Source organism: Winogradskyella rapida, assembly GCF_042675845.1.
GTDB lineage: Bacteria > Bacteroidota > Bacteroidia > Flavobacteriales > Flavobacteriaceae > Winogradskyella > Winogradskyella rapida.
Genome location: NZ_JBHTKM010000063.1, coordinates 2,145,301 through 2,171,291 on the forward strand (window position 1 = coordinate 2,145,301; position 25,991 = coordinate 2,171,291).

Annotated in this window: 25 protein-coding genes, 1 pseudogene and 1 riboswitch; of the genes and pseudogenes, 20 read left to right on the forward strand and 6 right to left on the reverse strand. The window is 37.6% G+C overall.

What is annotated here, in order from left to right; genetic code table 11:
* Positions 1–177: 177 nt before the first annotated feature.
* The 6 genes and pseudogenes from paaZ to ACFQ13_RS16555 all read left to right on the forward strand — a co-directional run.
* Complete coding sequence (gene paaZ, locus ACFQ13_RS16530) at positions 178–2,715, forward strand: phenylacetic acid degradation bifunctional protein PaaZ (protein WP_386119318.1); 2,538 nt, start codon at positions 178–180, stop codon at positions 2,713–2,715.
* An 88-nt stretch (positions 2,716–2,803) separates the two neighbouring features.
* Entirely contained in the window at positions 2,804–3,121 is a 318-nt protein-coding gene (locus ACFQ13_RS16535) for a GIY-YIG nuclease family protein (RefSeq protein ID WP_386119321.1), read from the forward strand.
* Between the two features lie 80 nt (positions 3,122–3,201).
* Entirely contained in the window at positions 3,202–3,954 is a 753-nt protein-coding gene (locus ACFQ13_RS16540; RefSeq protein ID WP_386119324.1) for an enoyl-CoA hydratase/isomerase family protein, read from the forward strand.
* 80 nt (positions 3,955–4,034) lie between these two features.
* Entirely contained in the window at positions 4,035–4,631 is a 597-nt protein-coding gene (locus ACFQ13_RS16545; RefSeq protein ID WP_386119326.1) for an acyltransferase, read from the forward strand.
* An 88-nt stretch (positions 4,632–4,719) separates the two neighbouring features.
* The gene (locus ACFQ13_RS16550) at positions 4,720–4,869 is read left to right on the forward strand and encodes a hypothetical protein (protein ID WP_386119328.1); all 150 of its coding nucleotides are present in this window, start codon (positions 4,720–4,722) and stop codon (positions 4,867–4,869) included.
* A 74-nt stretch (positions 4,870–4,943) separates the two neighbouring features.
* Positions 4,944–5,108: pseudogene (locus tag ACFQ13_RS16555) on the forward strand (gamma carbonic anhydrase family protein); the annotation flags it as partial.
* Between the two features lie 106 nt (positions 5,109–5,214).
* On the opposite strand, the gene ACFQ13_RS16560 reads toward ACFQ13_RS16555, so the two are convergent.
* Positions 5,215–5,691 (reverse strand): Lrp/AsnC family transcriptional regulator, encoded by a 477-nt coding sequence (locus ACFQ13_RS16560; protein ID WP_386119332.1) that lies wholly within the window; start codon positions 5,689–5,691, stop codon positions 5,215–5,217.
* 172 nt (positions 5,692–5,863) lie between these two features.
* On the opposite strand from ACFQ13_RS16560, the gene ACFQ13_RS16565 reads away from it, so the two are divergent.
* The 11 genes from ACFQ13_RS16565 (at position 5,864) to moeB (ending at position 18,523) form a co-directional block, all read left to right on the forward strand.
* The gene (locus ACFQ13_RS16565) at positions 5,864–7,165 is read left to right on the forward strand and encodes a dihydrolipoamide acetyltransferase family protein (protein WP_386119334.1); all 1,302 of its coding nucleotides are present in this window, start codon (positions 5,864–5,866) and stop codon (positions 7,163–7,165) included.
* 209 nt (positions 7,166–7,374) lie between these two features.
* On the forward strand, positions 7,375–8,442 hold the full coding sequence (locus ACFQ13_RS16570; protein WP_386119336.1) for a branched-chain amino acid aminotransferase: 1,068 nt from the start codon (positions 7,375–7,377) through the stop codon (positions 8,440–8,442).
* Positions 8,443–8,789: 347 nt separating this feature from the next.
* Positions 8,790–10,883, forward strand: a complete 2,094-nt coding sequence (locus ACFQ13_RS16575; RefSeq protein ID WP_386119338.1) for an alpha-ketoacid dehydrogenase subunit alpha/beta — start codon at positions 8,790–8,792, stop codon at positions 10,881–10,883.
* 209 nt (positions 10,884–11,092) lie between these two features.
* A riboswitch (TPP riboswitch) is annotated at positions 11,093–11,187 on the forward strand.
* A gap of 46 nt (positions 11,188–11,233) precedes the next feature.
* Positions 11,234–11,437: a sulfur carrier protein ThiS gene (gene thiS / locus ACFQ13_RS16580; protein WP_114308594.1), complete on the forward strand. Its 204-nt coding sequence runs from the start codon at positions 11,234–11,236 to the stop codon at positions 11,435–11,437.
* Positions 11,438–11,467: 30 nt separating this feature from the next.
* Entirely contained in the window at positions 11,468–13,327 is a 1,860-nt protein-coding gene (thiC, locus tag ACFQ13_RS16585; RefSeq protein WP_386119340.1) for a phosphomethylpyrimidine synthase ThiC, read from the forward strand.
* A 92-nt stretch (positions 13,328–13,419) separates the two neighbouring features.
* On the forward strand, positions 13,420–14,022 hold the full coding sequence (locus ACFQ13_RS16590) for a thiamine phosphate synthase (protein WP_386119342.1): 603 nt from the start codon (positions 13,420–13,422) through the stop codon (positions 14,020–14,022).
* A gap of 52 nt (positions 14,023–14,074) precedes the next feature.
* Positions 14,075–14,842, forward strand: a complete 768-nt coding sequence (locus tag ACFQ13_RS16595; protein ID WP_386119344.1) for a hydroxymethylpyrimidine/phosphomethylpyrimidine kinase — start codon at positions 14,075–14,077, stop codon at positions 14,840–14,842.
* A complete protein-coding gene (thiE, locus tag ACFQ13_RS16600; protein WP_386119346.1) occupies positions 14,832–15,437 on the forward strand; it encodes a thiamine phosphate synthase in 606 nt (201 codons plus the stop codon). Before ACFQ13_RS16595 ends, thiE begins: the two co-directional genes overlap by 11 nt.
* 134 nt (positions 15,438–15,571) lie before the next feature.
* On the forward strand, positions 15,572–16,342 hold the full coding sequence (locus tag ACFQ13_RS16605) for a thiazole synthase (RefSeq protein WP_386119348.1): 771 nt from the start codon (positions 15,572–15,574) through the stop codon (positions 16,340–16,342).
* Between the two features lie 4 nt (positions 16,343–16,346).
* Positions 16,347–17,462 carry a 2-iminoacetate synthase ThiH gene (gene thiH / locus ACFQ13_RS16610; protein WP_386119350.1) on the forward strand — a complete coding sequence of 372 codons (1,116 nt, stop codon included), beginning with the start codon at positions 16,347–16,349 and terminating at the stop codon, positions 17,460–17,462.
* A 5-nt stretch (positions 17,463–17,467) separates the two neighbouring features.
* The gene (moeB, locus tag ACFQ13_RS16615) at positions 17,468–18,523 is read left to right on the forward strand and encodes a molybdopterin-synthase adenylyltransferase MoeB (RefSeq protein ID WP_386119352.1); all 1,056 of its coding nucleotides are present in this window, start codon (positions 17,468–17,470) and stop codon (positions 18,521–18,523) included.
* A 96-nt stretch (positions 18,524–18,619) separates the two neighbouring features.
* Here moeB and ACFQ13_RS16620 read toward each other — a convergent pair whose 3' ends face one another.
* The 5 genes from ACFQ13_RS16620 to ACFQ13_RS16640 form a co-directional block, all read right to left on the reverse strand.
* Complete coding sequence (locus ACFQ13_RS16620) at positions 18,620–18,811, reverse strand: cold-shock protein (protein ID WP_386119354.1); 192 nt, start codon at positions 18,809–18,811, stop codon at positions 18,620–18,622.
* A 121-nt stretch (positions 18,812–18,932) separates the two neighbouring features.
* Positions 18,933–20,831 (reverse strand): SulP family inorganic anion transporter, encoded by a 1,899-nt coding sequence (locus tag ACFQ13_RS16625; protein ID WP_386119356.1) that lies wholly within the window; start codon positions 20,829–20,831, stop codon positions 18,933–18,935.
* Between the two features lie 122 nt (positions 20,832–20,953).
* Complete coding sequence (locus ACFQ13_RS16630) at positions 20,954–21,505, reverse strand: DUF4136 domain-containing protein (RefSeq protein WP_386119358.1); 552 nt, start codon at positions 21,503–21,505, stop codon at positions 20,954–20,956.
* Positions 21,506–21,528: 23 nt separating this feature from the next.
* Complete coding sequence (locus ACFQ13_RS16635; RefSeq protein ID WP_386119360.1) at positions 21,529–23,523, reverse strand: urocanate hydratase; 1,995 nt, start codon at positions 23,521–23,523, stop codon at positions 21,529–21,531.
* Positions 23,523–23,708: a DUF5522 domain-containing protein gene (locus ACFQ13_RS16640; protein ID WP_114308605.1), complete on the reverse strand. Its 186-nt coding sequence runs from the start codon at positions 23,706–23,708 to the stop codon at positions 23,523–23,525. Before ACFQ13_RS16640 ends, ACFQ13_RS16635 begins: the two co-directional genes overlap by 1 nt.
* A gap of 114 nt (positions 23,709–23,822) precedes the next feature.
* Between ACFQ13_RS16640 and ACFQ13_RS16645 the strand changes: the two genes are divergently transcribed.
* The 3 genes from ACFQ13_RS16645 (at position 23,823) to ACFQ13_RS16655 (ending at position 25,990) form a co-directional block, all read left to right on the forward strand.
* A complete protein-coding gene (locus ACFQ13_RS16645; RefSeq protein WP_386119362.1) occupies positions 23,823–24,146 on the forward strand; it encodes a hypothetical protein in 324 nt (107 codons plus the stop codon).
* 101 nt (positions 24,147–24,247) lie between these two features.
* Positions 24,248–25,153 carry a 1-aminocyclopropane-1-carboxylate deaminase/D-cysteine desulfhydrase gene (locus ACFQ13_RS16650; protein ID WP_386119364.1) on the forward strand — a complete coding sequence of 302 codons (906 nt, stop codon included), beginning with the start codon at positions 24,248–24,250 and terminating at the stop codon, positions 25,151–25,153.
* A 3-nt stretch (positions 25,154–25,156) separates the two neighbouring features.
* Positions 25,157–25,990: a glucosaminidase domain-containing protein gene (locus tag ACFQ13_RS16655; RefSeq protein ID WP_386119366.1), complete on the forward strand. Its 834-nt coding sequence runs from the start codon at positions 25,157–25,159 to the stop codon at positions 25,988–25,990.
* The last annotated feature ends 1 nt before the right edge of the window (position 25,991 follow it).

Sequence of the window (25,991 nt, forward strand, 5' to 3'; positions counted from 1 at the left end):
TGAGTGTTGCACAATTAACGTGGCATCCTTTTTTACGTCAGTTCGAGTGAAATTGCTTTTTGGCAATTTTGTATCGAGAACAAGTAAAAAAGATATAGCGGAAAGCCCGACCTTTAGGTAACGCCATAAAAGAATAGAAGTCTAATTTAACAGATACCCACTTTCGTGGGCATTAAGATGAATAAAATACAACACTACGTCCAAGGTTCTTGGACCACAGGAAAAGAAGAAGGAACACCAATTCTAGATGCAATAACAGGTGAAGCATTCACCAGCGTTGCAATCGAAGGATTAGATGTTCCTGAAATTCTAAACTACGGAAGAACCAAAGGAGGAGAAGTTCTAAGAAAAATGACGTTTCAAGAACGTGGTAACATGCTCAAAAAATTAGCATTATATCTTACCAAAAGAAAAGATGCTTTTTACGATTTAAGCTACAGAACAGGAGCGACAAAAGTAGATAGTTGGATAGATATTGAAGGTGGTTTTGGAAACCTATTCGCTAATGCATCGTTGCGTAAATTATTCCCTAATCAACCTTATCATGTAGAAGGTGATGCTATCGATTTATCACGTGGCGGACGCTTCATGGCGCATCATATTATGGTGCCTAAAAAAGGAGTTGCAGTACATATTAACGCATTCAACTTCCCAGTTTGGGGAATGTTAGAAAAATGTGCGGTAAACTGGATGGCAGGAGTTCCTGCTGTGGTGTTACCTGCACCTTCGTCTTCGTATTTAGCAGAAGCCGTTGCAAGAACTATTATTGATTCTGGAATATTACCAGAAGGCGCTTTACAAATCATAAACGGAACGGTTAAAAATATTCTAGATACTGTAGAATCTCAAGATGTGGTAACCTTTACAGGTTCTGCACAAACAGGAAGATTGTTAAAAGCGCATCCAAGGTTAATTCAAGAATCGGTACCTTTTACTATGGAAGCCGATTCTTTAAACGCTTCCATTTTAGGAGAAGATGCGGTTCCTGGAACACCAGAATTCGACTTGTTCGTAAAAGAAGTTAGAAAAGAAATGACGGTTAAAGCTGGACAAAAATGTACAGCAATTAGACGCATCATTGTTCCTGAGAAATTAGTAGACGATGTGCAAACCGCATTAGCAAAACAATTGGATAAAGTAACTATTGGAGACCCAAGATTAAAAGAGGTCAGAATGGGTTCTTTAGTCAGTCATCAACAAGTGCAAGCCGTTCGAGATTCGGTAAACGATTTGTCAAAAGAAGCTCAAATTGTGTATGGTAATTTAGACGACATAAATACCATTGGAGCAGATGCCAAAAAAGGCGCATTTATTAGTCCAATTGTATTACGAGCAGATAACCCTTTTCAAAATACAGTCATTCACGAACGCGAAGCATTTGGTCCAGTAAGTACCATAATGCCTTATAAAAACTTAGATGAAGCGATTACTTTAGCTCAAATGGGTAAAGGTTCACTAGTTTCTTCCATCGCAACCAACGATGATAAAATTGCTAAAGACTATGTTATAAATGCAGCATCGCATCATGGTAGAATTTTAGTTCTAAATAGAGAAAGTGCAAAGCAAAGTACAGGACATGGTTCGCCATTACCATATTTAGTCCATGGTGGTCCAGGACGTGCTGGTGGAGGTGAAGAAATGGGAGGAATGCGTGGTATTAAACATTATTTACAACGTACAGCCATTCAAGGTTCGCCAACAACTATTACCGAAATTACTGGAGTTTACCAACAAAATGCAAAATACAAAGAAGCAGAACAGCATCCGTTTCAATACCATTGGGAAGATATTCAACCAGGAATGTCTCTAAAAACCCATAAGCGTACGTTAACAGATACGGATATCCAGAATTTTGCCAATTTAACTTGGGACCATTTTTATGCACATACGGATATTACATCCTTAGACGGAAGTATTTTTGAAAAAAGAACAGCACATGGTTATTTCATTATTTCGGCTGCAGCAGGATTATTTGTGTATCCAAATAAAGGACCTGTAGCAGCCAATTATGGCTTAGATAGTATTCGATTTTTAAGACCATTATATCATAACGATACTATTTATGTGCGTTTAACCTGTAAAGAAAAAGTAGATAGAGATGTAGCTTCTGCAGAACATCCTAGCGGAATTGTAAAATGGCATGTGGAGGTTTTTGATGCTAATTTTGAAAACCGTCCCGATAGTCAGAAAACCGAAAAAGATAGTCCGTTGGTCGCTGTTGCAACCATTTTGACGATGGTAGAGAAAAAACAAGAAACTTTTGTGGAAATGACAGAAGATAAAATAGATGCATGTCTTTCTGCATTACAAGAAGATGCTAAACCAAAATGGGGAATTATGACGCCTCAGCATATGATTGAGCATTTAGAATATACCTATAAGATTGCTTCCGGAGAGATTCAAGATTTTGAGATTGCAACACCGGAAAAAATCTTAGAAAAAGTACATCACAGTTTATATAATTACGATAAATTTCCGAAGAACAGTCAATTTCCACAATTAGAAAAAGATACTTTAGAACCTTTAAAACATGCTGATTTATCAACAGCTATTGAGAAGTTTAAGGAACAAAGAAAAAAATATATAGAATATTATAAAGAACATCCAGAAGCTAAATTGAAAAATTTGGTTTTCGGAGTATTGAATAAATATGAAGCGTATCTTTTAGAGCGAAAGCATTTGAATCATCACTTTGAACAGTTTGGATTGATATAATTATTAATAGAAAGTCACTGCGCACGTGTTGCGCAGTCGCATTAATGTTAACGAAAAGCTTTAATGCAGTGACTTTAATGTAAGTGCAATGTCTAAAAAATATTATACATACATTTTAACACATGAAAGAAATCACATCTTTTATGTTGGTGTAACAAATAATATAGAACGACGAATGAGTGAACATAAAGCAGCAACTTTTGGAACTCATGTTGGATATTATAACATTAAAAAATTAGTTTATTTTGAAGCGCATTCTGATATACGAATCGCCATCAAAAGAGAAAAGACCATTAAGAAATGGAAAAAAGTTTGGAAGAGAAACCTAATAACGAAAATGAATCCGGAATGGAAGGATTTGAGTTTAGGTTGGAATCTTTCTAAATATAATAAGAACAATGATTAATACGAATGCGCAACACGTGCGCATTGACATACTAAAAATAGATTCCTGCCTACGCAGGAATGACAGTAAAAAATAAAAATATGAGAGACCCTTATGTTAAGTTAGAAATAATAAACGAAGTAGGCTACATCGAATTTTTTCATCCTGCTCACAATTCCTTACCAGGAGATATATTAGCAGAACTAGCACAAACCATTACAGATGCAGGAACTAATGATGCAATTAAAGTAATCGTTCTTAAAAGTGGAGGCGATAGAACCTTTTGTGCAGGCGCAAGTTTTAATGAACTTATCAATATTAATGACGAAGCCACAGGTAAAGTATTCTTTTCCGGATTTGCTAATGTGATTAATGCGATGCGTAAATGTCCAAAATTCATCATCGGTCGCGTCCAAGGAAAAACCGTGGGAGGAGGTGTTGGATTAGCAGCTGCAACCGATTATTGTATGGCCACTAAATTTGCAGCCATTAAATTAAGTGAGCTAAATATTGGTATTGGGCCGTTTGTTGTCGGACCAGCCATTGAACGTAAAATGGGGTTAAGCGCCATGTCGCAAATTGCTATCGACGCGAATACGTTTTATACGCCAAAATTTGCTAAAGACAAAGGTTTATATACTCATGTTTTTGATAGTACAGAAGCTTTAGACGAAGCGGTAAAAACAACTGCAGAACATTTATGTACTTACAATACCGAAGCGATGCTAGAAATGAAAAAAGTATTCTGGCAAGGAACAGACCATTGGGATGCTTTATTAGCAGAACGCGCAGCGACTAGCGGAAGACTTGTACTTTCTGATTTTACAAAAGAGAAATTGAAAGGGTTTAAGTAATCTGTCATTCAGAGCAAAGCGAAGAATCTCATGATGAGATTGCCACGTCCTTCGTCCTCGCAATGACATAATTAAAAAATATGATTTACAGTTTCAAAAATTACACACCAGTCGTACACGAAAGCAGTTTCGTACATCCGCTTGCAGCAGTAACAGGCAATGTCATCATTGGCAAAAATTGTTATATAGGTCCAGGAGCAGCTATTCGTGGGGATTGGGGACAAATTATTTTAGAAGATGGTGTCAACGTACAAGAAAATTGTACCGTACATATGTTTCCTGGCAAGTCCATCACGTTAAAAGAAAGTGCTCATGTTGGCCATGGTGCTATAATTCATGGCGCTAATTTAGGACGTAATTGCCTTATTGGTATGAACACTGTAATCATGGATGATGCCGAAATTGGTGATGAATGTATCATCGGTGCCATGTCTTTTGTAAAAGCCGAAACTAAAATTCCATACAGAAGTTTAGTGGTTGGAAATCCTGCAAAAATCATCCGTGGTGTTACCGACGAAATGATTGCTTGGAAAACAAAAGGCACAGAACTGTATCAGCAATTACCAGCAGATTGCCATGAATCTCTAAAGGAAGTAGAACCACTTCGTGAAGTTCCTGAAAACATGAAAGTTCAAGATGAGGTATATAAAACCCTTCGAGAAACGTTTAAGAAATAGGGTTACGTCACTTCGAGTGATTCCGATTTTTTTATCGGAATTGTATCGAGAAGCCATAATTTAATTCTCAAAACGATAAAATGATAGCATGTTAACACAAAGGACAGAACGGTATCAGCAATTATCTTCAGATTGTCATGAATCATTAAAAGCAGTAGAGTCACTTCGTGAAGTTCCTGAAAACATGAAAGTTCAAGATGAGGTGTATAAAACACTTCGGGAAACTTTTAAGAAATAGCGTCACGTCACTTCGAGTGATTCCGATTTTTTTTATCGGAATTGTATCGAGAAGCCGTAATTTAATTCTCATACGATAAAATGATAATATGGAAAACAAAAGGCACAGAACTGTATCAGCAATTACCTTCAGATTGCCATGAATCATTAAAAGCGGTAGAACCACTTCGTGAAGTTCCTGAAAACATGAAAGTTCAAGATGAGGTATACAAAACGCTTCGAGAAACGTTTAAGAAATAGGGTCACGTCACTTCGAGTGATTCCGATTTTTTTATCGGAATTGTATCGAGAAGCCGTAACTCAATTCTCAAAAATAAAGACTATTAGGTTTTGAAAGCTTCCAAGACTACAACACCCGACTCAAATCAATAGCATTAGTTGCCTTACTGGTAGACATCGCAATCAAACTTTGCACATTGCCCAAATAAGGAAGTAAGGTTAGTTTCGAAATAATAAAAGTCTCATAAGCTTCAATATCTTCAACCACCAATTTTAGGAGATAATCAAAATTACCACTCACCCTATGACACTCTACAACCTCCGGAAAACCATTGATTTCTTTTACAAATTTTTCCAAATAACTTCGGGTATGCCCTTGTAAGGTAATCCCAATAAAAACGGTCAATTTTAGTCCAATTTTCTTAGGGTTTAAAACCGCCACATATTTTTCAATATAACCTTCTTTTTCCAATTTTTTAATGCGTTCAAATATTGGTGAAGTACTCATACCGAGTTCTTCAGCAATGCTTTTCGTCGTTCTATTGCTGTCTTTTTGAAGAATATCTAAGAGTTGCGTGTCTATTTTATCGAGGGTATGCGCCATGAGGAAATTATTTGGTTAACAGGGTAAATTTAAGAATTAAAAGTTATATTTTCTGCAGTTGTATTCTTTAAAAGAATATAATCCTTTTTAAAGTGATAAATATAGATTTTAACAATTGTTAATAGGGGTATGTATTATCTTTAATTCTTGAATTATAAATTTATATAGCCTAATGACTTTTGAATTAAAAATGCCTAAAATGGGCGAAAGTATAACTGAAGGTACCATCATCAATTGGTTAATTGCTGAAGGAGATACCTTTGAAGAAGGCGATATTATTCTAGAAGTGGCTACAGATAAAGTGGACAACGAAGTACCTGCACCAGCATCTGGAACATTGGTTAAAAACTTATTTCAAGCTAAAGATGTGGTTCCGGTGGGAGAAGTACTAGCAATTCTTGAAGTTTCAGAAGACGTTAAAACTTCAGAAAAGAAAGATGGCACTCTGAGCGCAGTCGAAGCGTCTAAGGTAAAGAAGAAAGATACTAAAAGACCAAAACCAGTTCAAAAGGTTTCAACTTTAACGTCTTTTTCAACGTCAAACACCAACACCTTCTTCTCGCCATTAATCATAAAAATCGCTAAAGAACATCATATTAGTTTTGAAGAACTCGCTCGTATTCCTGCAACAGGACACGAAGGCCGACTTCGTAAAAGTGATGTATTCAACTATATAGAAGACGGTAGACCATACAAATTCGCACAACCAGTTGCCGAAAAAGATCCAACAGCCTACCGAATTCCACAATTACAATTCGATAAAGGCAAAGGAAAAGTCATTGAAATGGATCGCATGCGTCAAATGATTGCAGACCATATGGTGTATTCTAAACACACCTCGCCACACGTTACCGCTTATGTAGAAGCCGATTTAACCAATATGGTCAATTGGCGTAATGCCAACAAAGTGGCCTTTCAAGAAAAGTATGGCGAACGTTTAACCTTTACGCCTTTATTTGTAGAGGCTGTTGCTAAAGCCGTAAAAGATTTTCCTAATATCAATGCCTCTGTAGATGGGAATAATATCATCGTAAAAGAAGACATCAATATTGGAATGGCAACGGCATTACCTAGCGGAAATTTAATTGTTCCTGTGGTAAAAAATGCAGATACTAAAGATTTAAAAACGATTGCTAGTAACGTCAATGAATTAGCAGGAAAAGCAAGAGAAAATAAATTAGCGGGAGACGATATTAAAGGAAGCACCTTCACCATTTCAAACGTAGGCACCTTTGGTAGTGTTATGGGAACGCCAATTATTAACCAACCCGAAGTTGCCATTTTAGCTTTAGGAATCATAAAGAAACGACCAGAAGTTATCGAAACCGAAAATGGCGATGAAATCGCTATTCGTAGTATGATGTATTTATCATTATCATTCGACCACAGAGTTGTTGATGGCTTTTTAGGTGGAAGTTTTGTGCGTCGTGTTGCTGATTATTTTGAGCAGTTTGATGTAAACCGAGAAATATAACATGTATCGTCACTTCGAGTGATTCCGATTTTTTCATCGGAATTGTATCGAGAAGCTCATGATAAACTTCGCGATATAAAATTGTAAAATAAACAATGCCACTCGAATCAATAAAATTAAAATAATACAGGCATTCCGCGCGTATTACGGAATCCAAAAAAATCAAATTAATAAAATAGATTCCTGCTTCTGCAAGAATGATATAGATTATGAAACACAACATTTCAATCACCAAAGTAACCGAATCACAAGTTAAAAGCTTAGACTTCAACAATATACCACTAGGAACAACATTCACCGATCACATGTTTATTTGCGATTATGATAATGGCGAATGGGTCAACCCACGGATTGTGCCTATGGGACCAATACCAACACATCCAGCAGCCATGGCCTTGCATTACGGACAAGCTATTTTTGAAGGGATGAAGGCGACGGTAGATGAAGAAGGAAACCCAATGTTGTTCAGAGCCGATAAGAACGCCGCACGATTAAATACCAGTGCAGACCGTATGGGAATGCCCCATTTTCCGGAAGATTTATTTGTAGAGGGCTTAAAACAGTTGGTCGATTTAGAGCGTCAGTGGATTCCGCCAACAGACGGAAGTGCACTTTATCTACGACCTTTTATGTACGCCGATGAGCCTTTTATTGGGATGCGTGCCGCCACCCATTATAAGTTTATAATCATGGCCTCACCAGCAGGACCCTTTTTTAGTAAGCGTATTAAATTATGGGCAGAGAAGCAGTATATCCGTGCCGTCAATGGTGGTACAGGTGAAGCTAAAGCAGCTGGGAATTATGCGGCAGCCATACGTCCAACAGAATTAGCAAAAGCGAAAGGTTTTGACCAAGTTTTATGGTTAGATGCTGTGGAGCACAAGTACATTCAAGAAGTGGGGACCATGAATATTTTCTTTAAAATTGATGGTAAATTTATCACGCCACAACGCGATGGTTCCATTTTAGATGGGATTACGCGTATGAGTGTTATTACCATTTTAAGGGATAAGGGTTACGAGGTTACAGAACGCGCCATTACGCTCGATGAGATTCAAGAAGCAGCCGAAAATAACACTTTAGAAGAAGCCTTCGGAACCGGTACAGCAGTCGGGATTGCCTATATTCAGGATATCGGTGTTGGTGAAACCATCATTCATGTGTCTGATGAGAGTCCGGTAGGATTAGACGTAAATGAGACTTTAAACGCCATTAAAACTGGAAAGATTGAAGATAAATTTAATTGGGTCACTAAAGTAGAAAGCGTTTTAGTTTAAAATAATTTGGGCGTTACCACAAGGGTCGCGCTTTCCGTTATATCTTTTTTGCTTTTAAGGGCAAAAAAGGATGCCACATCAATCGCTAACGCGGAAGTAACAATACAATAGTATATAAGGTCACTTCGAGTGATTCCGATTTTTGCATCGGAATTGTGTCGAGAAGCTTAAATAAAACCGTTCTCGATACACGATTTAATAAGAACATCTAGTAGATATTTTTATTAAATACAATACAAGAAAAAGCAATGTCTACTCGAACTGACGAGAGATTGTCATTCCTGCGAAGGCAGGAAGCCAGAATAGAAGAATAAGTATAATTAAAGAGATTCCCACTCTCGTGGGAAATGAATATGAAAAAAGAAACACTAAAAAAAGGATTTTCAAAACTCTGCACAGCAAAAGCGATGGCAGAATTATACGAAGCTAATTTTAAACAAGTCTCTAAATACGTACATGCCACCTCTCGTGGTCATGAAGCCATACAAATTGCTTTAGGGATGCAATTGCTACCTCAAGATTATGCATTTCCGTATTATAGAGACGATGCCATGTTATTATCGTTCGGCTTAGAACCTTACGATTTAATGTTGCAATTATTGGCCAAAAAAGACGATCCTTTTTCTGGTGGACGCACCTATTATTCACACCCAAGTTTAAAGGATGATGATAAGCCTAAAATTCCACATCAATCTTCGGCAACAGGTATGCAGGCTATTCCTGCAACAGGCGTTGCGATGGGGATGCAGTACAAAGAATTACAAGGTTTAGATGATTATAGTTTAGAATCAGATCCTGTCAGTTCGAGCGCAGTCGAGAACGCTCTAAAGCCAATAACGGTTTGTTCTCTAGGCGACGCCTCTGTAACCGAAGGTGAAATTGCAGAAGCATTTCAAATGGCCGCTTTAAAACAAATGCCAATTTTGTATTTGGTACAAGATAACGGTTGGGATATTTCTGCCAATGCCGCAGAAACAAGAGCGCAAAGTGCTTTTGAATATGCACAAGGTTTTAAAGGCCTTGAAGCGATTTCTATAGATGGTGCTAATTTTACAGAAAGCTATGAAGCCATAGAAAAAGTTATAGAAACTATTCGTACCGAACGCAGACCATTTTTAGTTCACGCTAAAGTGCCTTTACTAAATCATCATACGTCTGGTGTAAGAATGGAATGGTATCGTGATGATTTAGAGGAAGCACGCTCTCGTGATCCTTATCCTGTAATTAAACAACAATTGTTAGATGTTGGTTTCTCGGAGAGTGAAGTGAAAAAAATTGAGACTTCTGCCTACGCAGAAGTACAAGCACATTTCGAAAAAGCTTTACAAGCCGAAGACCCAAAACCGGAAGATTTATTTACTAACGATTTTGTACCAACACCCATAACCGAAGAACAAGGTACACGCGCGCCAGAAGGTGCCGAGAAAGTGGTGATGGTAGATTGCGCTTTATTTGCCGTTGAAGAATTGATGAAAAAGCATAAAGAATGCTTGTTGTACGGACAGGATGTTGGTGGAAGACTAGGAGGTGTTTTTAGAGAAGCTGCTACCTTAGCGCAAAAATTTGGAGACGATCGCGTTTTTAATACACCCATACAAGAAGCCTTTATAGTAGGTTCCACTGTTGGTATGTCTGCGGTAGGATTAAAACCAATTGTTGAGGTGCAATTTGCCGATTATATTTGGCCAGGTTTAAACCAGTTGTTTACCGAAGTGAGTAGAAGTTGCTATTTAAGTAACGGAAAATGGCCCGTTTCTATGATTCTTCGTGTACCAATTGGAGCTTATGGAAGTGGTGGACCTTACCATTCATCTTCTGTAGAATCTGTGATTACCAATATTAGAGGTATTAAAATTGCTTACCCAAGTAATGGAGCCGATTTAAAAGGTTTAATGAAAGCCGCTTATTATGACCCAAATCCGGTCGTGATTTTAGAGCACAAAGGTTTGTATTGGTCTAAAGTTCCAGGCACGCAGGGAGCAACCTCTGTAGAGCCAAGTGAAGATTATGTCTTGCCTTTTGGAAAAGCATGGGTTTTACAAGAAATATGGAAACAAGAAAATGTAGAAACCTTAACCATTGTTACTTATGGTATGGGTGTACATTGGGCTATGAATGCTTCTGAAGCCTTAGGGATGCAAGACCAAATTGAAGTCATTGATTTACGGACCTTATTTCCTTTAGATGAAGACACGATTATGACATCGGTGAAGAAAACAGGAAAATGTTTAGTGGTGACCGAAGAACCTTCTAATAATAGTTTTGCTAGGGCCTTATCAGGGAAAATTCAAGAAGAATGCTTTAAGTATTTAGACGCGCCAGTGATGACTATTGGTAGTGAAAATATGCCAGCCATTCCGTTGAATTCTACTTTAGAACAAACCATGATTCCTTCAACAGAAAAAGTAAAATCTAAAATTGAAACCTTGCTGAATTATTAATTGTCAATAGTATAACGGTTTTTAATTAAGAAATGCTAAAGGGCTTTATCACTGTGATTTACACTGATGAAACCCTTTTTTTTGTGCCCTAAATAATCAGAATTCTTACAGTCATAGCGGGGCCTTAAATTTCATTTTTCAAAAACCAACGATTTTAAAAATTAACTAAAAAGCATTTTAAAGTCCTAAATAATCTTCTATATTTGGAGTGTAAACTTTAGGAGTAGCTATTAAATTAGTTTGAGAAACATCCTTAGAACCTGATTTGGTTAATACCAACGTAGGAAAAAGTTATGTTCGATCTTATATCGAGATACTACCATTTTGGTTTACAGTAATATTTTATAAATATGATTGCTATAAAAGTAAACCAAGAAGTCCACCACATTTTAGAAAACACCACCTTACAAGCCTTTGTTGAAAATTTAAAAATTCAAACAAACGGAATCGCTATTGCTATAAATAATGCTGTAGTGAGAAAAACAGATTGGTCTTCAAGATTACTTCAGAATAACGATGATATTTTAATTATAAAATCTACTCAAGGAGGATGATTTTTATTTTAAAAAGAAACCACTTATCAAATGAAGAACAAAGACACTGCACCAAAACAAAACGGTATTACAAGACAGCCGTTTCCGAATTCTAAAAAAATCTATGTGAGCGGAAAAATTTATCCGCAAATTAAAGTGGCCATGCGCGAGATTAGCTTAAGCGATACGGTAGATGCCATGACCAAAAAGAAAACCCCAAATGAACCGGTTACCGTTTATGATACTTCCGGACCGTATACAGATCCTAACAAAACCATAGATGTACACAGTGGTATAGAGCGCATCCGTGAACCGTGGATTAAAGAGCGTGGGGATGTAGAAGAATTAGACTCCTTTTCTTCTCAGTATTGCAATGAGCGTTTAAACGATGCGAGCTTAGATCATATGCGATTTAAGCTTTTAAAAAAGCCATTACGTGCCAAAAAAGGTAAGAATGTAACCCAATTGCATTACGCCAAACAAGGGATTATTACACCAGAAATGGAATACATCGCTATTCGTGAAAACCAGCGTATCGATGAAATGACTGAAATACGAAAGCAACATAAAGGGGAACATTTTGGAGCGGCGATTCCAGAGAAAATAACACCAGAATTTGTTCGAGAAGAAGTCGCAAGAGGTCGTGCTGTAATTCCATCAAATATTAATCACCCCGAAGCAGAACCTATGATTTTAGGTCGTAATTTCTTGGTGAAAATAAACGCGAATATTGGTAATTCCGCCGTCACTTCGTCTATTGAAGAGGAAGTAGAAAAAGCTGTTTGGGCCTGCCGTTGGGGCGCTGATAATATTATGGATTTATCGACGGGAGAAAATATTCATGAAACACGCGAGTGGATTATCCGTAACTCACCTGTCCCTGTAGGAACGGTACCTATTTACCAAGCTTTAGAAAAAGTAAACGGAGTTGCTGAAGATTTAACTTGGGAAATTTTCCGTGATACCCTAATCGAGCAAGCCGAACAAGGTGTGGATTATTTTACGATTCACGCAGGAGTCTTGTTACGTTATGTGCCAATGACCGCGAATCGTGTTACCGGGATTGTATCTCGTGGGGGATCCATTATGGCGAAATGGTGTTTGGCGCATCATAAAGAAAGTTTCTTATATACCCATTTTGAAGATATTTGCGAAATCTTAAAATCTTATGATGTGGCATTTTCTTTAGGAGATGGTTTACGTCCAGGTTCTGTGGCCGATGCTAATGACGAAGCTCAATTTGCAGAATTAGAAACCTTAGGAGAATTAACGCAGATTGCACGTAAACATGAGGTACAGTGTTTTATAGAAGGTCCAGGTCACGTGCCAATGCACATGATTAAAGAAAACATGGAAAAGCAAATTGAAGTTTGTGATGAAGCGCCTTTTTACACTTTAGGGCCTTTAACCACAGATATTGCTCCGGGTTACGATCATATTACATCGGGAATTGGTGCTGCTATGATTGGTTGGTACGGTTGCGCTATGTTGTGCTACGTGACTCCAAAAGAGCATTTAGGTTTGCCTAATAAAGAAGATGTTCGTGTAGGTGTGGTGACGTATAAATTAGCAGCGCATGCCGCAGATTTGGCTAAAGGTCACCCTGGAGCACAACATAGAGACAACGCCTTAAGTATGGCGCGTTTTGAATTCCGTTGGGAAGATCAGTTCAACTTAGGTTTAGATCCCGAACGTGCACGTGAGTACCATGATGAAACCCTACCTGCAGCAGGAGCTAAAATTGCGCATTTCTGTTCTATGTGTGGTCCAAAATTCTGTTCCATGAAAATCTCTCAAGAGGTACGCGATTTTGCGGCTGTTAACAACATTGTGGATAACGAGGTTATTGCAAAAGGAATGGAGGAGAAATCTAAAGAGTTTAAAGAAAAAGGATCTGAAGTCTATTTGTAAAATGATAAGGAGGTTCCCACGCTTATAAAAAAGCGTGGGCGTCTTTCCTTGGTAGCACGATGTTGTTATCGGTGCTTTTAATAATAGAAATTATGATAATTCTTATTGCTCCAGAAAATGACATTCCCAATGAGATTGAAATGTTACACCAATTGTTTCAAGAGGGATTAACCTGCTATCATTTACGAAAACCGGGTAAAAAATTCAGCCAATTGTTGTCGTATTTAAATGATATTGATAGTGCTTACCACAATAGAATTGTAGTGCATCACTGTCATGAACTTATTAACGATTTCAATTTAAAAGGCATTCATTTTAAAGAACAAATAAGAAAAAATCATGGAGATCATCTCGATGCCTATTTAAAAAAATTAAACCTATTACAAAAAACCATCAGCGCTTCATTTCATGATCTAGAAGATTTAAAAACTTGCCCTTTTCAATTTGATTACCATCTGTTAAGTCCTGTTTTTTCATCCATTTCTAAAGAAGGGTATAAGGGAAGGCGTTTTGATGTTAAGACTATAGATAAAACCATCATAGGTCTTGGAGGTATCGTTCCAGAAACCATAGCTCCAACTTTAAAATTAGGCTATAAGGGGATTGCGGTTTTAGGTGGTGTTTGGAATACAGAAAATCCTGTTGAGAGCTTTAAAAGTATAAAACGTTCTTATCAAGCTTTTACAACCAAATAATAATTTCCGATTGTCAGTTCGAGCGCAGTCGAGAACTAAATAAATTAAAAATTTGAATCTAAAAAACTACATCTTAACAATAGCAGGTTTAGACCCATCGAGTGGTGCCGGAATTACTTCAGATATTAAAACCTTTGAAGCGCATGGTCTGTACGGTTTATCTGTTTGTACCGGAATAACGGTCCAAAATGATATCGAATTCAAGGACTGTATTTGGATTGAAAAGGAAACCATTTTAAGTCAGATAGCACTCTTGTTTCAACGGTTTAGCATTACTGCGGTAAAAATAGGAATCATTGAATCTTGGTCTGTGTTAAGGGAGGTTATTACAAGCTTAAAAACCTACAATCCTAGTATCAAAATTATATTAGATCCGGTGTTGAAAGCGAGTGCAGGCTTTAGTTTTCATAATGATCAAGATTTAGAGGCTTTAGAAGAGGTTTTAAAACACTGTGATTTTATCACACCAAATTATGAGGAGATTCAAGCTTTATTTCCGGAGAAATCTATTGAAGCGACTATTGAATTTATTTCAGAACGAACCAATATCTATTTGAAAGGAGGTCATAGAACCGATAAACAAGGATGGGATGAAGTTTATTACAGTAAAATCGTAAAACTAAATATTCCGCCTTTCGCTGAAACGGTCTATCAAAAACATGGAAGCGGTTGTGTTTTATCGGCAGCATTAGCTTCAAATCTACTTCAAGAACGTCCTATAGAGGAGGCTTGTAAAAATGTAAAATGGTATACCGAACAGTTTTTAAATTCAAACCAATCCTTGCTAGGAACACATAAATATACAGAAAATGCTCAGTAAATTACATTATATCTCTCAGGGAGAAACCCCAAAAGATCATTTAGAACACATACAAAAAGCATGTGAACACGGTGCTGAATGGGTACAGCTTCGTTTAAAAGAATTGCCAACGGAAAGCATTTTAGAAACCGCTAAAATAGCGAGAGACATGACGCGGAAATTTAAAGTAAAGCTTATTATAAATGATCATTATGAAATAGCGAAAGCGGTGGATGCCGATGGTGTGCATTTAGGAAAAACAGACGCATGTCCGCTAATTGCTAGAGCTTATTTAGGAAATGATTTTATCATAGGAGGAACGGCCAATACTTTAGAGGATTGTAGAATCTTAGTGAAAAAGAAGGTCGATTATATCGGCGTTGGGCCATTCCGATTTACGGAAACAAAAAAGAATTTAAGTCCCATTTTAGGCATTGAGGGGTATAAGAAGCTCCTCACTAATTTAAACGATACGACACCTATAATCGCTATTGGAGGTATTGGTTTAGAAGACGTGTCGGGCCTTCTTAAAACGGGTATTTATGGCGTGGCTGTTTCGGGGAGTATTACCAAGGATATGACTTGCATTTCTAAATTTAAAGCGCTGTTAAACTAAGTCACACATTAAGTAAGCTCCATTTCAAGTAAAGCTCAAAATTTATACGATACCCAGAGTAGTTGAGGCTGATTAGAGCATAATTATGAATCCGAATTCAAAAAATGGTGTCGGAATTCAGAACTAAAAATAAAATGAATAAGAGATTAAAAATAGCAGATAAAGAATTTACCTCACGGTTGTTTACAGGAACAGGGAAATTTAGCACTTCAGGCTTAATGAAGGATGCCTTATTGGCGTCTGAAAGTGAACTTGTAACCGTGGCTTTAAAACGGGTGGATGTTCAAAATAATGACGATGATATTTTAACCCATTTAAAACAACCTCATATCAATTTATTACCCAATACCTCTGGGGTTAGAACCGCTAAGGAAGCCATTTTTGCGGCAGAATTATCAAGAGAAGCTTTAGGAACCCAATGGGTAAAATTAGAAATTCATCCTGATCCTAGATACCTATTACCAGATCCTATAGAAACGCTAAAAGCCGCAGAAGCCTTAGTGAAATTAGGGTTTGTTGTGATGCCTTATATTCATGCAGATCCGGTATTATGTAAACGTTTAGAAGATGTGGGGACGCAATGTGTTATGCCTTTAGGGGCGCCTATAGGCAGTAATAAAGGTCTAAAAACACAAGACTTTTTAGAGATTATTATAGAACAGTCTAATGTGCCCGTGATTGTAGATGCGGGTATTGGGGCGCCATCACATGCGGCTTGTGCGATGGAATTAGGAGCCGATGCCGTTTTGGTAAACACCGCAATTGCTGTGTCTCAAGATCCAGTGGCTATGGCAAAAGCCTTTAAAATGGCCGTGGAAGCAGGGCGTATGGCTTATGAAGCTAAACTGGCACCGATTCAAAATAAAGCAGAGGCTAGTAGTCCTCTAACAAGTTTCTTAAACTAAAATTATGGCTCATTTTAAAACAGTTTTTGATACCTATAATTGGGATAATACCCTAGAATGTATCTTTAGTAAAACTACAGCTGAGGTAGAAAGTGCCTTGGCAAAAGAAAAGCTAGATTTAGAAGATTTTAAAGCCTTAATTTCTCCGGCTGCTCAGCCCTTTTTAGAGCAAATGGCACAGAAAAGTCGTAGGTTAACTAAAAAACGATTTGGTAATACCATACAAATGTATGCCCCAATGTACTTAAGTAATGAGTGTCAAAATATATGTACCTATTGTGGGTTTAGTATGACCAATAAAATACCTAGGCGCACGTTGACGGATGCTGAAATTTTAAAAGAAGTGGCGTTTCTAAAAGCAAAAGGCTATGATCATATTTTGTTGGTAACTGGGGAAGCAAATAGAACGGTTGGCGTGGAGTATATTAAGAATGCAATAGCATTAATTCGTGATCAGTTTTCGAATATTACTATAGAAGTGCAGCCTTTAGATCAGGAGGATTATGAGTTGTTAATAGAACATGGATTGTATGCGGTTTTGGTGTACCAAGAAACCTATCATAGAGACGAATATAAAAAACATCATCCTAAAGGAAAGAAATCTAATTTTAATTATCGTTTAGATACGCCAGATCGGTTAGGAAAAGCGGGAATTCATAAAATAGGTCTAGGCGCCTTGTTTGGTTTGGAAGATTGGCGTGCCGATAGCTTTTTTACCGCCTTACATTTAAAATATTTACAGAAAACCTATTGGAAGACAAAGTACTCCATTTCCTTTCCGAGATTACGACCGCATTCAGGTGGTCTAGACCCCAAAGTGGAAATGACGGATAAGGATTTGGTGCAGTTAATTTGTGCTTTTCGTCTTCTCGATGAGGATGTAGAGTTGTCTTTATCTACAAGGGAAAATGAAATATTTAGGAACAATGTGGTTCAATTGGGGGCGACTTCCATTAGTGCTGAATCTAAAACAAACCCAGGAGGTTATACGGTAGAACCTCAGTCATTAGAGCAGTTTGAAATTTCAGATGAACGCAGTACGGAAGCCATTGTTAACATGTTAAAAAATCAAGGTTTGGAAGTTGTTTGGAAAGATTGGGAACACTTTGAAAACATATAATGATCATGACGCTTAGTAGTGACGAACGAAAACAATACAACCGCCATCTTATTCTGAATGAAATCGGGGAATCTGGGCAATTAAAACTTAAACAAGCTAAGGTTTTAGTTATTGGAGCCGGTGGTTTAGGCTGTCCGGTATTGCAATATCTAACGGCTGCTGGTGTAGGCACCATTGGGATTATAGACCATGATGTTGTTGATCAAAGTAATTTACAACGGCAAATCCTATATACTATGGAGGATATTGGACGCTCCAAAGCAAAAACTGCAGCGAAACATTTATCGCTATTAAATCCTTTTGTACACTTTAATACCTATGCCAAAAAACTTAGTATTGACAATGCCTTGTCCTTATGTAGTGAATATGATATTATCGTAGACGGAAGTGATAATTTTGCAACACGTTATTTAGTCAATGATGCGGCAGTGCTAACCAATAGACCCTTGGTCTACGGCGCTATTTTTAAGTTTGAAGGGCAGGTGAGTGTCTTTAATTATTTAGGAAGTGCTACTTACCGATGTTTGTATCCAACACCACCAAAACCGGAAGATTCGCCTAACTGTTCAGAGATAGGGGTCTTAGGGGTGCTACCAGGGATTATAGGAAGTTTACAGGCTAATGAAGTCCTTAAAATGATTACAGGACTAGGTGCGGTAATGACCAATAAATTGTTGCTGTTTGACGCCTTAAGTATGCAGCAGCAGGCTTTAAATTTTGAAAAAGATACGACTATACACGTTACGGATTTAAAGCAAGATTATGAGGGGTTCTGCGGAATTGTCCCGGTACAGCATATCACGTATGGTGAATTAGAAAAAAATCGTGCGCACTATAATGTATTAGATGTAAGAGAAGATGCTGAAAGAGAAGCGCACCACATTGGCGGGCAACACATTCCTTTAGGCCATTTGCCACAACGGTATCAAGACATTAATACCGCTTTGCCTGTGGTGGTGTATTGTAAAACCGGAAAGCGAAGTGGTGCTGCCATTTCATATTTAAAAGATCGACTTAAAGATGCTGTCTTTTATAATCTACAGAATGGCCTGCCGTTGTAAATGAAAACGCTTCGTGGTCTTATAAACTAAAGCATAAAAAAAAGCCTATCTAAAATAGATAGGCTTTTATTCTTAAAAAGATTGTAAGATATATGCTTAGATAACTTTTACGTTAACTGCGTTTAAACCCTTTTTTCCTTCAGCTAAATCGAATTCTACATTATCACCTTCTCTAATCTCATCGACTAAACCAGAAATATGTACAAAATGCTCTTTTTTGTTTCCTTCTTCAGTTATGAATCCAAAACCTTTAGAGTCATTAAAAAATTTTACTGTACCAGTATTCATATTAAAATATATTAAATTAAGGCTCAAAGATAGTGTAATTAATTGAAATTCAATTGATTTAATAGGTTTATTTTAAATTTACAGAACCTGCACTCTAGCCTATTTAAAGGCGGTTTTAACCTTAAACGTTATATTCTGACAAGGGTTTTGTAAATTTTTCTGGGTTAGCGGCCAAATGATAACGCGGATCATCAATAGCTTCAACAATAACATCTTTGAATTTAGGATTGGCTTTATAGAGTAATATTTTACAATCTTCACTCAAGTGTTTTAATCGAATGGTTTTACCTTCAGCCTGATATTTTTCAACAATAATAAAGATCGCTTCAATAGCAGAGTGGTCGGAAACACGTGCTTCAACAAAATCGATCTCTACATTATCAGGATCATTTTTAATATCAAATTTCTCGTTAAACGCAGTAATACTTCCGAAGAATAAAGGCCCCCAGATTTCATAGGTTTTAGTGCCATCGTTTTGAATACGTTTACGCGCTCTAATCTTTTTAGCATTTTCCCAAGCGAAGGCTAATGCCGAGATGATAACCCCAACAAAAACAGCAATTGCTAAATCGAAAATTACGGTCACCACGGATACAATGACTAACACCACAGCATCTGAAACCGGTATTTTTTTCATGATACGGAAACTAGACCAAGCAAAAGTTTCAATCACCATCATAAACATCACCCCAACTAGGGCAGCAATAGGGACTTGCTCAATATATTTATCTGCGAATAAAATAAAGGTTAAAAGGGTTACGGCCATCATAACACCAGATAAACGGCCTCGGCCACCAGCGTTGATGTTAATAACGGTTTGTCCAATCATTCCACAACCACCAGTACCACCAAAAATACCACTAACCATGTTTCCTGCACCTTGAGCCACACACTCTCTGTTTCCATCACCTCTTGTATCGGTAAGTTCATCTACAAGATTCATAGTCATTAACGTTTCAATAAGTCCTACAGAAGCTGCTAAAAAGGCATAAGGAGCAATAAATTTTAAGGTATCTAAATTGAATGGAAGATGGCTCCAAAGTTCTCCGAGGTTAAGTTTGCTAGACAATTCATCAAAACCATTTAAACCAGCACCTCCACCATCTCTAATGAAATCACCAACATTAATGGATTCTAAACCACCAAAAATTGAAATTAAGGTCACAATTAAAATAGCGGTTAATGCCGCTGGCATTTTCTTAGTAAGTCGTGGTAGACCCCAAATAATAAGCATCGTTAAGAGTACTAAGCCTATCATAATATATAATTTCTTACCCTGCATTGTTGATTTTACAACGCCGCTGTCTTTTACAGAATAAAAGCCATTGTCTTCATAATTAAACACCACTTTTTTAGTGTTTACATCGTAGACTTGATGGTCTGAAATGATAAATACCGCTTCGCCGGTATTACTATTTTTTACAGTTTGGCCGTCAATAGAGAACAACTGTGTGTCTGAAATTAAATCGTTTACACTGTTGTTATTAACATTATAAATTAATTCTTGAGATTCGGTCTGACGCATGTTCTGACCAAAGAGGTCTTTGGTATTTTCTTTAAACATACCTAACTGTGCCATAAAGATGACGATAGCTAAACCATTAACAAAACCTAGCATTACGGGATGCGGAATTAAGCGTACAAATTTACCAAGCTTAAAAACACCGGCTAATATTTGAATGATTCCCATAAGGACAACGGCGGCAAGAAGGTAGAAGTAACCCATATTTTCCACAGGCGAATCAAATAATAAGCCTTTCGCATGGCCTTCTTGGATCATATGAACAAAAATAACAGCAACGGCTCCAGCCGCTCCAGAGATTAATCCAGGTCTTCCACCAAAAAGTGCAGAAATCATACCGATGATAAAGGCACCAAAAAGGGCAACAATAGGACTTATTTGCGCCACAAAGGCGAAGGCAACCACCTCAGGAATCATTGCTAAAGATACCGTGATACCCGCTAGAATATCGTTTTTAGGGTTTTTGGTGAAGGTTTTCAGGGTGTTTTGACCGAACATAATTTTTGCTTTTAAAAGTCGGCAAAGGTAGACTTTTTGAATTTAATCTAAAATAACTGATGTCTTCAAATGAACAAAGCATTGGAAGGTTCCAATGCTTTGTCTAAAAATAGTGTGTATCATTATTGTTTGTCTGGAGGGAAAAGGAGCATCATTTCTGAGACAAACTCTTTTATCCGTGCTTCCTTCTTTTCCATATTTCTGGTTTCAAGAGATCCTGTTCCAGAGCCTTGCCAGATTAATTCCTTTTTATCGGCGTCTATAAGATCTATAAAAAGCATGCCTTCCGTAGTTGTAGAAACTTGGTTGTTGTTCCAACCGGTACGCCAGCCCCAACCACCGTAACCACCCCAGCCCCAAGCTCCACGGCCCCAGGCGTTGTTGTAGATATCTACACGTTGGTTAGATTTGGTAAAAATACTAACTAGCATATCTGGATTTTGAGATTTGGTATACCCCTTTGCCATGAGTTCTGCTTCAATGGCTCTTAAGATGCGGCGTTTATCTAAATCATTTATTTCGGCCTTATCAATACCCGGTTTAAAAAAAGCAAAGGTCTTATAATTATCAAAATTAGCTTCTCGGTCGTAGTCTGCAGCCACTTTAACGGAGCTACACGAGGCTAATCCTATGAATAAAAGAAACATTGGAGTGAATTTGAGTAGTTTTTTCATAATGGGTTTGAATTTAATTATACTTAATTTAAGAGTCCATCATCAACGAAATTAGGCAAAGTAACTTTTAAGTTTGGTTCGATCTCCATGGCGCGTTTTATTGCAAAAAGAGCCCCTTCATTTCTAGCCCAACTTCGTCTAGAAATTCCGTTATTAACGTCCCAAAACAGCATTTGTTTTAATTTTTTTGATGCTTCCATAGTACCATCAAGAACCATACCAAAGCCTCCGTTAATGACCTCGCCCCAGCCGACACCACCACCGTTGTGAATACTCACCCAAGTCGCACCTCTAAAACTATCGCCTATCACATTTTGAATGGCCATATCTGCTGTAAAGCGCGAGCCATCATAAATGTTACTAGTTTCGCGATAAGGAGAGTCGGTTCCTGAGACATCGTGATGATCACGACCTAAAATAACCATGCCTATTTCACCTTTTTCAATAGCATCGTTAAAGGCTTGTGCGATTTTCATACGTCCCTCGGCATCAGCATAGAGAATTCTAGCTTGTGAGCCTACGACGAGCTTATTCTCTTGAGCGCCTTTAATCCACTGAATATTATCAGCCATTTGTTGCTGAATTTTTTCAGGTGAATTTTTCTTAATGTCTTCTAAAACGGCACAAGCAATAGCATCTGTTTTGGCTAGATCTTCAGGTTTTCCTGAAGCACATACCCAACGGAAGGGGCCAAAACCGTAATCAAAACACATTGGTCCCATAATATCTTGAACATAGCTTGGGTATTTAAAATCAATACCATTTTCAGCCATGATATCTGCACCTGCGCGCGAAGCTTCTAAGAGAAAAGCATTTCCATAATCGAAAAAATAGGTCCCCTTAGCGGTGTGCTTATTGATGGCATCCGTATGGCGGCGCAAAGAGTTTTGTACAGCTTCTTTAAATTGATCAGGGTCTTGCGCCATCATTTCATTGGCCGCTTCAAAAGAAAGACCAACCGGATAATAGCCACCGGCCCATGGATTGTGTAAAGAGGTTTGATCACTTCCTAAGTCGATATGAATCTCAGCCTCATCAAATTTTTCCCAAACTTCTACAACATTACCTAAGTAAGCAATAGAAATGGTTTCTTTTTGAACTTTCGCGGTTTTAACTCGGGCGACAAGCGCATCTAGATCTGTAATTTTTTCGTCTATCCAACCTTGATCCAGTCGTACTTGTGTGATTTTAGGATTCACTTCAGCACAAACCGTAATACAACCAGCAATGTTTCCGGCTTTGGGTTGTGCACCAGACATACCACCTAAACCAGAGGTAACAAAAAGATGACCTTTGGTGGGTTTTTTAATTTTTCTGAAACCATTTAGTACAGTAATGGTTGTTCCATGTACAATACCTTGCGGTCCAATATACATATAACTTCCGGCTGTCATTTGGCCGTATTGCGTAACGCCTAAGGCATTGAACTTTTCCCAATCATCGGGTTGCGAATAGTTAGGAATCATCATTCCGTTAGTGACCACAACTCTAGGCGCATCTTTATGCGATGGAAACAGTCCCATAGGATGACCAGAATACATCACTAAGGTTTGTTCGTCATTCATTTCCGCTAAATACTTCATCGTTAAGCGGTATTGCGCCCAATTTGAAAACACCGCACCGTTACCACCATAGGTAATCAATTCATGCGGGTGTTGTGCAACGGCATAATCCAGATTATTCTGAATCATAAGCATAATAGCTGCCGCTTGAGAGGATTGTGCAGGATATTCAGAAATAGGTCTCGCATACATTTTGTAATCCGGTCTTAAGCGGTACATGTAAATACGACCATAGGTCTCTAATTCTGCTTTAAATTCTGGTAATAAGGTTTTATGATCTTTCTTGTCAAAATAACGTAAGGCATTTTTAAGAGCTAATTTTTTCTCTTCAGCAGATAAAATAGCCTTGCGCTTAGGCGCGTGGTTCATAGCAGCGTCATAAGGTTTTGGTGCTGGTAAGATGTTAGGAATGCCTTCTAATATTTGGTCTTTAAAAGATAATTTGGTGCTTTGCATTACTTCTTTTTTATGGTATTTTTATTGGCCTTGAGTGTCGTCGATGGATTAAACCCGTACGGGCAATGTCTACAACCGCTTTCACAACAATACCCGCGTTTTAAGTGGTATTGTTCTGTAAAGCAACGGTAGCCTTCAGGGGTTAAATAATAGTCGCCGTCTTCAATAGGAACATATTTTTTCATAGGTAAACAAAGATACGCTAATTATAAGAAAAAATGGAGTGCGTCTAATACAGGTATTTACAGGGCTTTAGCTTGTTTTTTAGAGAATGGTTTAATTTTTGAAGTCTGAAGTGTATGATTGTAATTTCAAAATTTTTGGTGCCACGAGGGTATGTGGGGATTACACTATTTCCATTTATTGTTTTAAAAGATAGGAGCTTAAAACAGAATAAGGTTCTTCTTAATCATGAACGTATTCACCTTAGGCAACAATTGGAATTATTGGTATTGCCTTTTTATTTAATCTATGCGTTGGAATTTTTAATACGATTAATCCGTTATAAAAATTGGCAACGTGCTTATCAGAATTTAAGCTTTGAGCGCGAGGCTTATGCCCATGAAAAAGATTCGGAGTATCTAAAATCTAGACCTGTTTTCAAATTTAAATCTTATTTTTAAGGCGAAAAATAATAGAGGTTCAATCCTGAGGTTGTATTGGGTTCAGATGGTGTTACAAGGTCACAACATTGAAGATTCAAGTGCCGTAAAATACTAATAGTTTGTTTCACTTTCCCATTCAAAATCAAGCTTTAAAGCTTAAGCACTCGTCTATAGAACTTGTTATTAAACGTGAAGACTTAATTCACCCTTTTATATCTGGAAATAAATTTCGAAAATTAAAATACAATTTAGAGGCTCTAAAAGCTACAGGCGCAACAGCAATGCTCACTTTTGGCGGGGCCTTCTCTAATCATATTGCGGCCGTTGCCTATGCTGGTAAAACCTACGGCGTAAAAACCATAGGGATTATCCGTGGAGAGGAATTAGCGACCAAGCGTAAGTTAAATGCTACTTTAGAATTTGCACAATCTTGTGGAATGCATTTAAAGTATGTGACGCGTGAGGTCTATAAAAATAAAATGAATCCTGAGTTTTTACAGGAATTAGAACAAGAATTTAAAGGCGTGTATATTCTTCCTGAAGGCGGAACCAATAACTTGGCCGTAAAAGGATGCGAAGAAATTTTAACACCCGAAGATGCACAATTTGATTATATCTGTAGTGCGGTTGGTACTGGTGGTACGACAGCAGGACTGATAAATGCTTCTCAAAAGCATCAGAAAATATTGGGTTTTCCGGCTTTAAAAGGTGATTTTTTGCAAGAAGATATTCGTAAGTTTGCAACGCAAGAAAATTGGACCCTGATTAAGGATTATCATTTTGGAGGTTATGGTAAAATAAAGCCTGAATTGGTAACGTTTATTAATAACTTTAAGAAGGCCTATCAGTTGCCTTTAGATCCTATTTACACAGGTAAAATGCTCTTCGGTATTTTCGATTTAATAGATCGCGGATATTTCCCTGAGGATTCTAAAATATTGGCTATTCATACCGGAGGTTTACAAGGAATAGCTGGTGTTAATAACATGTTGAAACGTAAAAATCGCCCCTTAATTGAAGTATAAAATATGAAATTGAAGTCTGTAATCTTATTGATGGCTGTTTTAGCCATGAGTTGTGGTCCTAAGAAAGGAATTGTAACCAAAAAGAAACAAAGTAGCTCGTCTCAGCGAACCGTTGCTAAAGAAACGAATAAAACTGTGGAACCTACAGCGCCAAAAGAAACCGTTGTTACCACATCAAAACCACCAAGTAGTGTAGAGAAGTATATTAGTCTTTATGCCGAGATCGCTAAGTCTAAAATGCACAGTCATAAGATACCGGCAAGTATTACACTTGCTCAAGGAATTTTAGAGTCGGGTTCGGGTAGTGGGCGCTTGGCTGTAAAAGCAAATAACCATTTCGGAATTAAATGTCACGGATGGAAAGGAGCAAAAATTTACCATGATGATGATCGCTCTCAAGAGTGTTTTAGAAAATACGATAAAGCCGAAATGTCTTATGAGGATCATTCTTTATTTCTTACCGGGCGTAGTCGTTATGCTAAGCTTTTTCAATTAGATCAGGACGATTATAAAGGTTGGGCTAAAGGCTTAAGAGCGGCCGGATATGCTACCGATAGAAAATACCCAGAAAAGTTAATCAGTTTAATTGAACGCTATAAGTTATATCAATATGACCAAGAAGTGTTGAGTGGAACTAAGAGAACTTCAAGTCGGAAATCAACAACCCTTATTGAAGGGCCTAAAAAGGATAAAACGTCGAGTCATATTGTTGCCAAAGGCGATACCTTATATTCGCTTTCGCGTTTGTATAAGACAACAGTTGAGGCTTTAAAATCCAAAAACAATTTAAAATCAAATGACCTAACCATAGGTCAGAAACTTATTATTCCTAATTAAT